This window comes from Roseateles puraquae, from assembly GCF_002205845.1.
GTDB lineage: Bacteria > Pseudomonadota > Gammaproteobacteria > Burkholderiales > Burkholderiaceae_C > Pelomonas > Pelomonas puraquae.
Window position 1 is genome coordinate 29,643 of record NZ_NISI01000014.1, and the last position, 13,249, is coordinate 42,891.

Consider the following 13,249-nt stretch of genomic DNA (forward strand, 5'->3'; position numbering starts at 1 on the left):
CCATCGCCACCGACCGCAGCAAGGAGAGTGCCCATGGGCAACATGTCAGAAGCCACGCAGATCACCGACGCGAAGAAGCGTTATTCCGCCGGAGTCCTCAAGTACGCCCAGATGGGCTACTGGGACGCCGACTACGTGCCCAAGGACACCGACATCCTGGCCCTGTTCCGCATCACGCCCCAGGATGGCGTGGACCCCATCGAGGCCGCCGCCGCCGTGGCCGGCGAGTCCAGCACCGCGACTTGGACGGTGGTCTGGACCGATCGCCTGACCGCCTGCGACATGTACCGCGCCAAGGCCTACCGAGTCGATCCGGTGCCCAACAACCCGGGCCAGTACTTCTGCTACGTCGCCTACGACCTGAGCTTGTTCGAGGAGGGCTCCATCACGAACGTCGCGGCTTCCGTCATCGGCAACGTGTTCAGCTTCAAGCCCTTGAAGGCCGCACGGCTGGAGGACATGAAGTTCCCGGTCGCCTACGTCAAGACCTTTGCCGGCCCGCCGACCGGCATCGTCGTCGAGCGCGAACGCCTGGACAAGTTCGGCCGCCCGCTGCTTGGCGCCACGACCAAACCCAAGCTGGGCTTGTCGGGCCGGAACTACGGCCGCGTCGTGTACGAAGGCCTGAAGGGCGGCCTGGACTTCATGAAGGACGACGAGAACATCAACTCGCAGCCCTTCATGCACTGGCGCGACCGCTTCCTGTTCGTGATGGACGCCGTCAACAAGGCCAGCGCCGCCACCGGCGAGGTCAAGGGCAGCTACCTCAACGTGACCGCCGGCACGATGGAGGAGATGTACCGCCGCGCCGAGTTCGCCAAGTCGCTGGGCTCGGTCATCATCATGGTGGACCTCGTCGTGGGCTACACGGGCATCCAGAGCTTGAGCCACTGGTGCCGCCAGAACGACATGATCCTGCACCTGCACCGCGCAGGCCACGGCACCTACACGCGCCAGAAGAACCACGGCGTGAGCTTCCGCGTCATCGCCAAGTGGATGCGCCTGGTCGGCGTGGACCACATCCATGCGGGCACCGCCGTCGGCAAGCTCGAGGGCGACCCGCTGACCGTGCAGGGCTACTACAACATCTGCCGTGACACGCACACGGCCATCGACCTGCCGCGCGGCGTGTACTTCGACCAGGACTGGGGCGCGATCAAGAAGGTCATGCCCGTGGCCTCCGGCGGCATCCACGCCGGCCAGATGCATCAGCTCATCGATCTGTTCGGCGACGACGTCGTGCTGCAGTTCGGCGGCGGCACCATCGGCCACCCGCAGGGCATCCAGGCTGGTGCCACGGCCAACCGCGTGGCACTCGAAGCCATGGTGCTGGCCCGCAACGAGGGCCGCGACATCGCCAACGAAGGCCCGCAGATCCTGCGTGACGCAGCCAAGTGGTGCAGCCCACTGGCTGCAGCCCTCGATACCTGGGGCGACATCACCTTCAACTACACGTCGACCGACACCTCGGACTACGTGCCCACCGCCTCGGTGGCCTGACCTTTCCATCCCCAAGTCGCCAGCGTGGCCGCGCAGATTCGCGGCCAGCGCGGGCGGCGCTCGCCCCGACACACCAGGAGCGCACACCATGCGAATCACCCAAGGCACTTTCTCCTTCCTCCCCGACCTCAGCGACGCGCAGATCGTCAAGCAGATCGATCACTGCCTGGCCCGCGGCTGGGCCATCGGCATCGAGTACACCGACGACCCGCACCCCCGCAACACCTACTGGGAGATGTTCGGCAACCCGATGTTCGACATCGGCGACGCGGCCGGCGTGATGCTGGAACTCAAGAGCGCCCGCAAGAGTTTTCCCAGCCACTACATCCGGCTGAGTGCCTTCGACTCCACGCACGGCACGGAGTCGGTCGTGCTGTCCTTCATCGTCAACCGGCCGGCGGCCGAGCCGGGCTTCCGGCTGATCCGCACGGAGGAGCCGGGCCGGACGGTGCGCTACGCCATCGAGAGCTACTCGGTGCAGCGCGCCGCCGAGGGTGCCCGCTACTGAGGCCACCGCGATGACTGCCCTGACCACACCCCCTGTCGACCAGACCCCGGCCGCCCTGCTCGAATCCTCGGGCGTGCGCGAGGTGCTGGACCAGCTCGACCGCGAGCTGATCGGCCTTGCGCCGGTGAAGGGCCGCATCCGCGACATCGCGGCCCTGCTGCTCATCGACAAGCTGCGGGCGGCCCAGGGGTTGCAGTCCACGCCGCCCTCGTTGCACATGTGCTTCACCGGCAACCCCGGCACCGGCAAGACGACGGTGGCCCTGCGCATGGCCGCCGTGCTCAAGCAGCTCGGCTACGTGCGCAAGGGCCACCTCGTTGCCGTCACCCGCGACGACCTCGTCGGCCAGTTCATCGGCCACACGGCGCCCAAGACGCGCGAGGTCATCAAGAAGGCCATGGGCGGCGTGCTCTTCATCGACGAGGCCTACTACCTCTACAAGCCCGAGAACGAGCGCGACTACGGGCAGGAGTCCATCGAGATCCTGCTGCAGGTGATGGAAAACCATCGTGACGACCTCGTCGTCATCCTGGCCGGCTATCGGGACCGCATGGACACCTTCTTCTCCAGCAACCCCGGGATGGCCTCGCGCATCGCCCACCACATCGACTTCCCCGACTACAGCGAGGCCGAGCTGATGCAGATCGCGCAGCTGATGCTGGGGCAGCTGAACTACCGCTTCGACGACGCGGCCGAACCCGCCTTCGCCCGCTACGTGGGCCTGCGCCGCCAGCAGCCCCACTTCGCCAACGCCCGCTCCATCCGCAACGCGCTGGACCGCATCCGCCTGCGCCACGCCACACGGCTGTTCACCGCCGATTCGGCGCTCACACGCGACCAGCTGTGCACGCTGCGGGCCGAGGACGTGCTGGCCAGTCGCGTGTTCGCGCCGACAGGAGACCGCCATGGCGATTGAAGCCCTGATCTTCGACGTGGACGGCACGCTGGCCGACACCGAGGAGGCCCACCGCGTGGCCTTCAACCTGGCCTTCGAGCGCCATCGCCTGGGTTGGACCTGGAACCGCGCCGACTACCGCCATTTGCTGGAGGTAACCGGCGGCAAGGAGCGCATCGCCAGCTACATCGACACGCTGGCTGTGTCACCCGCCGAACGCGCACGGCTGCGCAGCCTGGTGCCGGCTCTGCATGCCGAGAAGACGCGCTTCTACACGGCCGCCGTGCAGGACGGCGGCTTGGGCCTGCGCGCGGGCGTGGCCCGCCTCATCGACGAGGCCCTGCACGCCGGCTGCCGCCTCGCCATCGCCAGCACGACGACCGCCGCGAACATCCACGCGCTGCTGGCCAGCACGCTGGGCCCGCGCGGGCTGGACCTGTTCAGCGTCATCGCCTGCGGCGACCAGGTGCGCGCCAAGAAGCCCGCGCCCGACATCTACCGGCTCGCCTTGGCCACGCTGGGCCTGCAGCCCGAGCAGGCCGTGGCGCTGGAGGACTCCGTCAACGGCCTGCGCTCCGCCACTGGCGCCGGCCTGTGGACGCTGGTGACACCGACCTTCTGGACCGAGGGCGGCGAGTTCGGCGCCGCCGCCCTGGTGTTGCCCGGCCTGGGCGAGCCCGACGCCCCTCTTGCCGGCGAGCCCGGCTGCCAGCTCCACACCGCCGGCTGGCTGCGCTTCGACGAACTCTGCGCCCGCGCCAGCCCACCGCCCGCCCTCACACCCCTTCAAGCACTCTATCGAGGCCTGACGACATGACCTCCCTGCGCATCGCTCCCAGCCTGCTGTCCGCCGATTTCGCCCGCCTGGGCGAGGAGGTGCGCGCCGTCATCGCCGCCGGCGCGGACCTCATCCATTTCGACGTGATGGACAACCACTACGTGCCCAACCTGACGGTGGGCCCCATGGTGTGCCAAGCCATCCGCCCGCACTGCCAGACGGCCGACGGCCGGCCCGTGCCCATCGACGTGCACCTGATGGTGCAGCCAGTGGACGCGCTGATCCCGATGTTCGCCGAGGCTGGCGCGTCCCTCATCACCTTCCACCCCGAGGCAAGCCTGCATGTGGACCGCACGCTGCAGCTGATCCGCTCGCTCGGCATGAAGGCCGGCCTGGCGCTGAACCCGGCCACACCTCTGCACCTCATCGACCATGTGATGGACCGGCTGGATCTGGTGCTGCTGATGTCGGTCAACCCGGGCTTCGGCGGCCAGGCCTTCATCGAGAGCAGCCTGCCCAAGATCGAGCTGCTGCGCAAACGCATTGACGCCAGCGGCCGCGACATCTGGCTGGAGGTGGATGGCGGCGTCAACGCCCGCAACATCCGCCGCGTCGTGGCGGCCGGTGCCGACACGGTGGTCGCCGGCTCGGCCGTGTTCACCGGCGGCGACTACCGCCACAGCATCGCTGCCCTGCGCGATGAAGCCGCTGGAGGCAAGGCATGAACCTCCAGGCCATCGCCTTCGACCTCGACGGCACGCTGGTGGACAGCGCCGCCGGCGTCGCCCTCGCGCTGAATGCCGCGCTGATGAACGCGGGCCTGGCGCGCTTCGACCTCGCCACCGTGCGCGGCTGGATCGGCGACGGTCCGGACGCCCTCATCCAGCGCGCACTGCGCGCCTCCGACCTGGACGGCGTGGCGCCCGCGACGCTGGCCTGGCGGCTGCGCCGCGACTTCGACGAAGTCACGCTGCAGGACCCGGCCGCGCAGGGCACGCCCTTTCCCGGCATGGCCGACCTGCTGCGGGCGCTGAGCGACGTCTACCCGCTGGTGGTCGTCACCAACAAGCCCACGCCGCTGGCACGCGCCGTGCTGGAAGCCGCCGGACTGCTGGCGTTTTTCTCGGCCGTCCACGGCGCCGACACCCCGGCGCAGCGCAAGCCCTCGCCGCTGCTGATCGAGCAGGCGGCGCAGCGACTGGGCCTGCCCACGGCCGAGCTGCTGATGGTGGGCGACGGCTCCGCCGACCTGCGCGCCGCCCGCGCTGCCGGCTGCCGCGCGGCCTGGGTGAGCTGGGGCTACGGCGAGCCGCCGGCCGTGCTGGTCGGCGACATCTGGCGCCTGGACACGCCGCGCGACCTCATCGCCCGCCTGCAGCCCGACACCGAATCCATTCAATAGGAGACAAGCATGCCCACCGGAGGACGTTCCACCCTCACCCAGTTCCTCATCGAGGAGCGCCGCCGCCACCCGGACGCCACCGGCGACCTCAACGCGCTGATCACCGACGTGTCGCTGGCCTGCAAGGCCATCGCTCGCAAGGTGGCCTACGGGGCGCTGGCCGACGTGCTGGGCAGCGCCGGCACGGGCAATGTGCAGGGCGAAGACCAGAAGACGCTGGACGTGCTTGCCAACGACATGTTCCTGCGCGCCGCCGAATGGGGTGGACACAGCGCTGGCATGTTGTCCGAGGAACTGGAAGCGCCGTATGCGCTGCCGTCCCAGCACCCGCGCGGCAAATACCTGCTGCTGTTCGACCCGCTGGACGGCTCCTCCAACATCGACGTCAACGTGTCGGTCGGCAGCATCTTCTCGGTGCTGCGCGCGGCCACGCCGGGCGAGGACCCGCAGCCGGCGGACTTCCTGCAGCCCGGCACCCAACAGGTCTGCGCCGGCTACGCCATCTACGGCCCCTCCACCATGCTGGTGCTGACGCTGGGCCGCGGCACGCACGCCTTCACGCTGGACCCGCAGCTGGGCGAATGGGTGCTCAGCCACCCCGACCTGAAGCTGCCCGAGAAGACCAGCGAGTTCGCCATCAATGCGTCCAACAGCCGCTTCTGGGAGCCGGCCGTGAAGCGCTATGTCGACGAGTGCATGGCCGGCAAGGCCGGCCCGCGCGGGCATGACTTCAACATGCGCTGGATCGCGTCGCTGGTGGCCGAGACCCACCGCATCCTGATGCGCGGCGGCGTCTTCCTCTACCCGCGCGACAGCAAGGACCCGTCCAAGGCCGGCCGCCTGCGCCTGCTCTACGAGGCCAGCCCGATCTCCTTCCTCATCGAGCAGGCCGGCGGCCGCGCCAGCACCGGCCGCAGCCGGCTGATGGACGTGCAGCCCGACGCGCTGCACCAGCGCATCGGCTTCGTCTTCGGCTCGGCGCAGGAAGTGGCGCGCATCGAGAAATACCACGCCGAGGAACCCGGCCAGAGCTACGACTCGCCCCTCTTCGGCCGGCGCGGCCTGTTCGCCGCCAACGCCTGATCCAGCAACCCGACGGGGAACCCCATGTCCGCCAAGCATCCCATCATCGCCATCACCGGCTCGTCCGGCGCCGGCACCACCTCGGTGACGCGCACCTTCGAGAACATCTTCCGCCGCGAGGGCGTGGCCGCCGCCGTCATCGAGGGCGACAGCTTCCATCGCCATGATCGCCAGGCCATGAAGGCTGCCATGGCCGAGGCCGAGAAGAACGACCAGCCCCACTTCAGCCATTTCGGCGAAGACGCCAACCTCTTCGGCGAACTGCAGGAGCTGTTCCGCAGCTACGGCGAGACCGGCACCGGCCAGAGCCGCAAATACCTGCACAACGACGAGGAGGCCGCGCCCTACCAGCAGCCCCCTGGCACCTTCACCGCCTGGGAGCCGCTGCCCAGGAGCGACCTGCTGTTCTACGAGGGCCTGCACGGCGGCGTGACCACCGACAAGGTGGACGTGGCCCGCTTCGTGGACCTGTTGATCGGCGTCGTGCCCGTCATCAACCTGGAATGGATCCAGAAGATCCACCGCGACCGCAGCACGCGCGGCTACTCCACCGAGGCCGTCACCGACGTCATCCTGCGCCGCATGCACGAGTACGTGCACTACATCTGCCCGCAGTTCACGCGCACCCACATCAACTTCCAGCGCGTGCCGGTGGTGGACACGTCGGACCCCTTCATCGCCCGCACCATCCCGACGGCGGACGAAAGCCTGGTCGTCATCCGCTTCGCCAACCCGCGCGGCTTCGACTTCCCCTACCTGCTCAGCATGCTGCACGACTCCTGGATGTCGCGCGCCAACACGCTGGTGGTGCCGGGCGGCAAGATGGAGCTGGCCATGCAGCTGATCTTCACGCCGATGATCATGCGGCTGGTGGAGCGCCGTCGCAACCTGCTGGCCGCGTGAGGGAGCGTGCGATGAAGAACGACCTCCCCACCCGCACCCTGCGCCAGAGCTGCGCCAACGCGCTGCGCATGCTGGCCGTCGACGCCGTGCAGGCCGCCCACTCCGGCCACCCCGGCATGCCGATGGGCATGGCTGACATCGCCGAGGCCCTGTGGCGCCACCACCTGCGCCACGACCCGGCCGACCCGGCCTGGCTGGACCGCGACCGCTTCGTGCTGTCCAACGGCCACGGCTCCATGCTGCTCTACGCGCTGCTGCACCTGAGCGGCTACGAGCTGCCCATGGACGAGCTGAAGCGCTTCCGCCAGCTGCACAGCAAGACCCCCGGCCACCCCGAGTTCGGCATGACGCCGGGTGTCGAGACCACCACCGGTCCGCTGGGCCAGGGCATCGCCAACGCGGTGGGCATGGCGCTGGCCGAGAAGCTGCTGGCCGACGAGTTCAACCGCCCCGGCCACGAGGTCGTCAACCACCGCACCTATGCCTTCCTGGGCGACGGCTGCCTGATGGAAGGCATCAGCCACGAGGTCTGCTCGCTGGCCGGCACCTGGCGGCTGAACAAGCTCATCGCCTTCTACGACGACAACGGCATCTCCATCGACGGCGACGTGAAGGGCTGGTTCGGCGACGACACGCCGGGCCGCTTCGAGGCCTATGGCTGGACGGTGCTGCGCGAAGTGGACGGCCACGACTTCGACGCGCTGGACCGCGCCATCGCCGCAGCCCACCAGTCCGACAAGCCGGTGCTGATCTGCTGCCGCACCACCATCGGCAAGGGCTCGCCCAACCGCGCCGGCACGGCCAAGGTCCACGGCGAGGCCCTGGGCGCCGACGAGATCGCGCTGACCCGCGCGGCGCTGGGCTGGACGGCCGCGCCCTTCGTGGTGCCGGCCGACGTGCAGCAGGCCTGGTCGGCCCGCGAGCGCGGCGCGGCGCTGAACGGCGCCTGGCGGCAACGCCTGTCCGCCTATGCCCTCGCCTACCCCGACCTCGCCCGCGAGCTGCTGCGCCGCTGCGACCGCCACGCACCGCTGACGCCCGAGACGGAAGAAGCGCTGGCCCACGCCTGCGCCACGGCAGAAACCAAGGCGGTGGCCGTCGCCACCCGCAAGGCTTCGCAGGACGTGCTGCAGGACCTCGGCCCCGCGACCCCCGAGCTGCTGGGCGGCTCGGCCGACCTGACCGGCTCCAACCTCACGGACTGGAAGGGTCACCGCGCGCTGAAGGGCACCGGTACCGGCAACCACGTGCACTACGGCGTGCGCGAGTTCGGCATGGCGGCCGTTATGAACGGCCTGGCCCTGCACGGCGGCTACCGGCCCTTCGGTGGCACCTTCCTGGCCTTCTCGGACTACGCCCGCAACGGCGTTCGCATGGCGGCACTGATGAAGCTGCCGGTCGTGCACGTCTACACCCACGATTCCATCGGCCTGGGCGAGGACGGCCCCACCCACCAGCCGGTGGAACATGCCAGCAGCCTGCGGCTGATCCCCGGCCTGGACGTCTGGCGCCCCGCCGACGCGACCGAAACGGCCGTGGCCTGGCGCGAGTCCATGCGCCGGCTGGACGGGCCCAGCGCGCTGCTGCTGTCGCGCCAGGCCCTGCCGCATGCCGGCGACGGCCGCGCGCGCCTGGACGACATCGCCCGCGGCGGCTACGTGCTGCGCCGGCCCGAAGGCGAGCGCGTCGCGCTGCTGGCCAGCGGCTCTGAGGTCGGCCTCGCACTGGCAGCGGCCCCGCTGCTCGCCGAGGCCGGCATCCCGGCCCGCGTCGTGTCCCTGCCCTGCCTGGATGTGTTCGACCGCCAGGACGCCGCCTGGCGTGCTGACGTCATCCCCCGCCACCTGCCCCGCCTGGCCATCGAGGCCGGCAGCACCGGCCTGTGGTGGAAGTACGTCGGCGAGAACGGCGACGTGGTCGGCATCGACCGCTTCGGCGAATCCGCCCCGGCCGGCGAGCTGTTCCCGCTGTTCGGCCTCACCGCCGAGGCCGTGGCCGCGCGTGCCCGCGCCCTGCTTTCATAACGACAACCCGAGAGACATTCCCTTGACCCTCCGCATCGCCATCAACGGCTATGGCCGCATCGGCCGCAACGTGCTGCGCGCGCTGTTCGAGACCCAGCGCACGCACGAGATCGACATCGTCGCCATCAACGACCTGGGCGACGCCCGCGTCAACGCCCACCTGACCCGCCACGACACGGCCCACGGCCGCTTCGGCCTGCCGGTGTCCTGCGAGGGCGAGCACCTCGTCGTGGACGGCCGGCGCATCCGCGTCACCTCCATTCGCAACCCCGCCGAGCTGCCGTGGCGTGACATGGGCGTGGACCTCGTCATGGAATGCACCGGCCTGTTCACCAGCAAGGCCAAGGCCGGCGCCCACCTGGCGGCCGGCGCGAAGCAGGTGCTGATCAGCGCGCCCGGCGGTGCCGACGTGGACGCCACCATCGTCTATGGCGTCAACCACGGCGTGCTGAAGGCCGAGCACCGCGTCGTCTCCAACGCCTCCTGCACCACCAACTGCCTGGCACCCGTGGCCCGGGTGCTGCACGCGGGCGTCGGCATCGCGCACGGCCTGATGACCACCATCCACAGCTACACGAATGACCAGGTGCTGACCGACGTCTATCACGAGGACCTGCGCCGCGCCCGCTCGGCCACGCAGTCCATGATCCCGACCAAGACCGGCGCCGCCGCCGCAGTGGGCCTAGTGTTGCCCGAACTGGCCGGGCGGCTGGACGGCTTCGCGGTGCGGGTGCCGACGATCAATGTCTCGATGGTGGATCTCGTGTTCACCGCCGGGCGCGACACGACGGTCGAGGAGGTCAACGGCCTGCTGCGCGAGGCGGCCTTCGCCGGCCCGCTGCAGGGCATCCTCGGCTACAGCGACGAACCGCTGGTGTCGGTGGACTTCAACCACGATGCGCGCTCCAGCATCGTCGACGCCAGCTGCACCAAGGTGGCCAGTGGCCGCCTCGTCAAGGTCTGTGCCTGGTACGACAACGAGTGGGGCTTCTCCAACCGCATGCTCGACACGGCCCTTGCCATGTCCCGCGCCTGAGGAGGCGCGGCATGGCCTTCAAGACTCTCCACGAGATCAACCTGCGCGGCCAGCGCGTCTTCATCCGCTGCGACCTCAACGTGCCGCTGGACGCCGCCGGCCGCGTGGCCGATGACACCCGCATCCGCGCCAGCCTGCCCGGCATCCAGCAGGCGCTGCAGCAGGGCGCCCGCGTGATGGTGACCTCCCACCTGGGCCGGCCCGCGGAAGGCAGGCTCGAAGCGCGTGACTCGCTGCGCCCCGTCGCCGAGCGGCTGGCGCATCTGCTGCGCACACCCGTGCCACTGGTCACCGACTGGCTCGACCAGCCCTTCGACGTGGCGCCCGGCGCGGTGGTGATGCTGGAGAACTGCCGCGCCAACCCCGGCGAGAAGGCGAATTCGCGCGAGCTGGCCCACCGCATGGCCGCGCTCTGCGACGTCTATGTGAACGATGCCTTCGGCACCGCCCACCGCGCCGAAGCCACCACCGAGGCCCTGGCCCGGCTGGCCGGCGAGGCCTGCGCCGGGCCGCTGATGGCGTCGGAGCTCCAGGCGCTGGGTCGCGCGCTGGCGGCGCCCGAGCGGCCCATGGCGGCCATCGTCGGCGGCTCCAAGGTGTCCACCAAGCTGGCCATCCTGAACGCGCTGGCGCAGCGCGTGGAGCTGCTGATCGTCGGCGGCGGCATGGCCAACACCTTCCTGCTGGCGGCCGGCCAGCCGGTGGGCAAGTCGCTGTGCGAGCCCGGCATGGTGGACGCCGCCCGCGAGGTGATGGCCACGCTGAAGGCCCGCGGCGCGCGGCTCTTCCTGCCGAGCGACGTCGTCGTGGCCGACGCCGTCTCCGAGACCGCCCTGCCCGCCATCAAGCCGGTGGCCGAGGTCGGCGGCAGCGACCTCATCCTCGACTTCGGTCCGCAGTCCATGCGCCGCCTCGTCGACGAGTTGGAGACCTGCAAGACCATCGTCTGGAACGGGCCGCTCGGCGTGTTCGAGATCGAGAAGTTCTCGCACGGCACGCGCATGCTGGCCACGGCCATCGCCAACTCCAAGGCCTTTTCCATCGCCGGCGGCGGCGACACGGTGGCCGCCGTCAACCAGTTCGACGTGGCCGACCGCATCGACTACGTCTCCACGGCCGGCGGCGCCTTCCTCGAATTCCTGGAAGGCAAGACCCTGCCCGCCGTGCGCGCGCTCGAAGACCGCGCCAACTGAATACTCAAACCCACCGGAGTCCCCGATGCCCATGATTTCCCTGCGCCGCCTGCTCGACCACGCCGCCGAGCACCGCTACGGCGTGCCCGCCTTCAACGTCAACAACCTGGAACAGATCCAGGCCATCCTGCAGGCCGCCCAGAAGACCGATAGCCCGGTCATCCTGCAAGCCTCGGCCGGCGCGCGCAAATACGCGGGCGAGCCCTTCCTGCGCAAGATGGTGGAGGCCGCCGTCGAGATGTATCCGCGCCTGCCCATCGTCATGCACCAGGATCACGGCGCCAGCCCCGCGGTGTGCATGCAGTCCATCCGTTCGGGCTTCACCAGCGTGATGATGGACGGCTCGCTGCTGGAGGACGCCAAGACCCCAGCCAGCTACGAGTACAACGTGGCCGTGACCCGGCGCGTCGTGGAGATGGCGCATGCGGTGGACGTGTCGGTGGAAGGCGAACTGGGCTGCCTGGGCTCGCTCGAATCCGGCACCGCCGGCGAGGAGGACGGTGTGGGCGCCGAAGGCGTGCTGACCCACGAGCAGATGCTGACCGACCCCGACCAGGCCGCCGACTTCGTCGCCCAGACCGGCGTGGACGCCCTGGCCATCGCCATCGGCACCTCGCACGGCGCCTACAAGTTCAGCCGCAAGCCCACGGGCGACATCCTCGCGATCGACCGCATCAAGCAGATCCACGCGCGCATCCCCGACACCCATCTCGTCATGCACGGCTCGTCGTCGGTGCCGCAGGAGTGGCTGACCGTCATCCGCGAGCACGGCGGCGACATCAAGGAAACCTACGGCGTGCCGGTCGAGGAGATCCAGGAAGGCATCCGCCACGGCGTGCGCAAGATGGGGTTTGGGGAGCAATGGAACCAAAAACCAACGTAAGCCCTACCAACGCTTTTCGGTGTCTTCTTCCCAGGCGCCCATCTCGACAAAACAGTTGCGCATGTCGGCCTCCTGGCTGATCTCGGTCAGCAGGTCATGCACGCTCTTGTCCAGCTCATCGTCGCTCCGATACGGAATGGTCAACTCATAGTGGCCGGCATCCAGCCGCTTCATGCCATAGGGCTCCAGGCAGTAGCGCTCAATGTTCTCCGTGGCCCGCTTCCGGCCGCGCACGAACTTGCTGTTATTCACCACCGCGAGGCGCAGGGTGACGGTGGCCACCCGCTCGGCGGCGGGCGGCTCTGCCGGCGACGCGGCCGAAGGCTGCTGGTCGCGTGACCTGGCGCTCTTCTGGTACGCGCCGATCTCGACACCACGGTGGCGCAGGTAGCTGTACAGCGTGCTCTTGGAGATGTGCAGCTTCTCGCCGATCGCGCTGACGCTCAGGCGACCTTCGCGGTAGAGGGTTTCGGCCGCCATGGCGGTGGCCTCAGCCTTGGCTGGCAGGCCCTTGGGACGGCCACCGATCCGGCCACGCGCCCGTGCGGCCGACAGACCCGCCTGAGTCCGCTCGCGGATCAGCTCGCGCTCGAACTCCGCCAGCGAGGCGAACAGGTTGAACACCAGGCGGCCTTGGGCGTGGGTGGTGTCGATGGGGTCATTCAGGCTCTGTAAGCCGACCTTGCGCTCTGCCAGCTCGCCGACCAACTCGACCAGGTGCTTGAGGGAACGCCCAAGGCGATCCAGCTTCCAGATCACCACGGCATCACCCGGCCGCACGTTGGCCAGCAGTTTGTCCAACTCCGGCCGGGCGCTTTTCGCGCCGCTGGCGATGTCTTGGTAGATGCGTTCGCACCCGGCCTGTTTCAGGGCATCGACTTGTAGGTCGGCTTTCTGATCCCGAGTGCTCACTCGCGCATAACCGATCTTCATCAAAAGTACTGTTTACTCGACTACGTTAGTAATAGTTGAACTTTGATTAAGCGTACCAGTTATTTGAACCGTAGCGCGGGGAGCTTAACGAACCGAGCCATTCCTCGATAG

Annotated in this window: 13 protein-coding genes; 12 read left to right on the forward strand and 1 reads right to left on the reverse strand. The window is 69.1% G+C overall.

The genetic code is table 11. The features are described from left to right. The first annotated feature begins 33 nt into the window (after positions 1 to 33). The 12 genes from CDO81_RS23795 to fba all read left to right on the forward strand — a co-directional run bounded on the left by CDO81_RS23795 (position 34) and on the right by fba (position 12,205). Entirely contained in the window at positions 34 to 1,500 is a 1,467-nt protein-coding gene (locus CDO81_RS23795) for a form I ribulose bisphosphate carboxylase large subunit (protein ID WP_088485750.1), read from the forward strand. An 88-nt stretch (positions 1,501 to 1,588) separates the two neighbouring features. Then, a complete protein-coding gene (locus tag CDO81_RS23800) occupies positions 1,589 to 2,008 on the forward strand; it encodes a ribulose bisphosphate carboxylase small subunit (RefSeq protein ID WP_088485751.1) in 420 nt (139 codons plus the stop codon). Between the two features lie 10 nt (positions 2,009 to 2,018). Next, positions 2,019 to 2,924, forward strand: coding sequence for a CbbX protein (gene cbbX / locus CDO81_RS23805; RefSeq protein WP_088485752.1), 906 nt, complete (start codon positions 2,019 to 2,021; stop codon positions 2,922 to 2,924). Then, positions 2,914 to 3,720 carry an HAD-IA family hydrolase gene (locus CDO81_RS23810; protein WP_088485753.1) on the forward strand — a complete coding sequence of 269 codons (807 nt, stop codon included), beginning with the start codon at positions 2,914 to 2,916 and terminating at the stop codon, positions 3,718 to 3,720. Before cbbX ends, CDO81_RS23810 begins: the two co-directional genes overlap by 11 nt. Continuing rightward, positions 3,717 to 4,406 carry a ribulose-phosphate 3-epimerase gene (gene rpe / locus CDO81_RS23815; RefSeq protein ID WP_088485754.1) on the forward strand — a complete coding sequence of 230 codons (690 nt, stop codon included), beginning with the start codon at positions 3,717 to 3,719 and terminating at the stop codon, positions 4,404 to 4,406. Before CDO81_RS23810 ends, rpe begins: the two co-directional genes overlap by 4 nt. After that, the gene (locus CDO81_RS23820) at positions 4,403 to 5,083 is read left to right on the forward strand and encodes an HAD-IA family hydrolase (protein ID WP_088485755.1); all 681 of its coding nucleotides are present in this window, start codon (positions 4,403 to 4,405) and stop codon (positions 5,081 to 5,083) included. Before rpe ends, CDO81_RS23820 begins: the two co-directional genes overlap by 4 nt. Before the next feature lie 9 nt (positions 5,084 to 5,092). Continuing rightward, positions 5,093 to 6,166 carry a class 1 fructose-bisphosphatase gene (locus tag CDO81_RS23825; RefSeq protein WP_088485756.1) on the forward strand — a complete coding sequence of 358 codons (1,074 nt, stop codon included), beginning with the start codon at positions 5,093 to 5,095 and terminating at the stop codon, positions 6,164 to 6,166. Positions 6,167 to 6,190: 24 nt separating this feature from the next. Beyond that, positions 6,191 to 7,069: a phosphoribulokinase gene (locus CDO81_RS23830; RefSeq protein WP_088485757.1), complete on the forward strand. Its 879-nt coding sequence runs from the start codon at positions 6,191 to 6,193 to the stop codon at positions 7,067 to 7,069. A gap of 11 nt (positions 7,070 to 7,080) precedes the next feature. Next, a complete protein-coding gene (gene tkt / locus CDO81_RS23835; RefSeq protein ID WP_088485758.1) occupies positions 7,081 to 9,093 on the forward strand; it encodes a transketolase in 2,013 nt (670 codons plus the stop codon). A gap of 22 nt (positions 9,094 to 9,115) precedes the next feature. Beyond that, positions 9,116 to 10,129 (forward strand): type I glyceraldehyde-3-phosphate dehydrogenase, encoded by a 1,014-nt coding sequence (gap, locus tag CDO81_RS23840; RefSeq protein WP_088485759.1) that lies wholly within the window; start codon positions 9,116 to 9,118, stop codon positions 10,127 to 10,129. An 11-nt stretch (positions 10,130 to 10,140) separates the two neighbouring features. Beyond that, positions 10,141 to 11,322, forward strand: a complete 1,182-nt coding sequence (locus CDO81_RS23845; RefSeq protein WP_088485760.1) for a phosphoglycerate kinase — start codon at positions 10,141 to 10,143, stop codon at positions 11,320 to 11,322. Between the two features lie 25 nt (positions 11,323 to 11,347). Further along, entirely contained in the window at positions 11,348 to 12,205 is an 858-nt protein-coding gene (gene fba / locus CDO81_RS23850) for a class II fructose-bisphosphate aldolase (RefSeq protein ID WP_241517119.1), read from the forward strand. Positions 12,206 to 12,208: 3 nt separating this feature from the next. On the opposite strand, the gene CDO81_RS23855 is transcribed toward fba, so the two are convergent. Then, complete coding sequence (locus CDO81_RS23855; RefSeq protein ID WP_003150544.1) at positions 12,209 to 13,138, reverse strand: recombinase family protein; 930 nt, start codon at positions 13,136 to 13,138, stop codon at positions 12,209 to 12,211. Positions 13,139 to 13,249 lie beyond the last annotated feature (111 nt).

Bases quoted from the DNA above. Each gene is read 5' to 3' on its own strand.
- cbbX (WP_088485752.1), top strand. From the start codon at position 2,019: ATGACTGCCCTGACCACACCCCCTGTCGACCAGACCCCGGCCGCCCTG.
- CDO81_RS23825 (WP_088485756.1), top strand. From the start codon at position 5,093: ATGCCCACCGGAGGACGTTCCACCCTCACCCAGTTCCTCATCGAGGAG.
- CDO81_RS23830 (WP_088485757.1), top strand. From the start codon at position 6,191: ATGTCCGCCAAGCATCCCATCATCGCCATCACCGGCTCGTCCGGCGCC.
- CDO81_RS23820 (WP_088485755.1), top strand. From the start codon at position 4,403: ATGAACCTCCAGGCCATCGCCTTCGACCTCGACGGCACGCTGGTGGAC.
- CDO81_RS23855 (WP_003150544.1), bottom strand. From the start codon at position 13,138: ATGAAGATCGGTTATGCGCGAGTGAGCACTCGGGATCAGAAAGCCGAC.
- rpe (WP_088485754.1), top strand. From the start codon at position 3,717: ATGACCTCCCTGCGCATCGCTCCCAGCCTGCTGTCCGCCGATTTCGCC.
- CDO81_RS23795 (WP_088485750.1), top strand. From the start codon at position 34: ATGGGCAACATGTCAGAAGCCACGCAGATCACCGACGCGAAGAAGCGT.
- CDO81_RS23845 (WP_088485760.1), top strand. From the start codon at position 10,141: ATGGCCTTCAAGACTCTCCACGAGATCAACCTGCGCGGCCAGCGCGTC.
- CDO81_RS23810 (WP_088485753.1), top strand. From the start codon at position 2,914: ATGGCGATTGAAGCCCTGATCTTCGACGTGGACGGCACGCTGGCCGAC.
- fba (WP_241517119.1), top strand. From the start codon at position 11,348: ATGCCCATGATTTCCCTGCGCCGCCTGCTCGACCACGCCGCCGAGCAC.
- tkt (WP_088485758.1), top strand. From the start codon at position 7,081: ATGAAGAACGACCTCCCCACCCGCACCCTGCGCCAGAGCTGCGCCAAC.
- CDO81_RS23800 (WP_088485751.1), top strand. From the start codon at position 1,589: ATGCGAATCACCCAAGGCACTTTCTCCTTCCTCCCCGACCTCAGCGAC.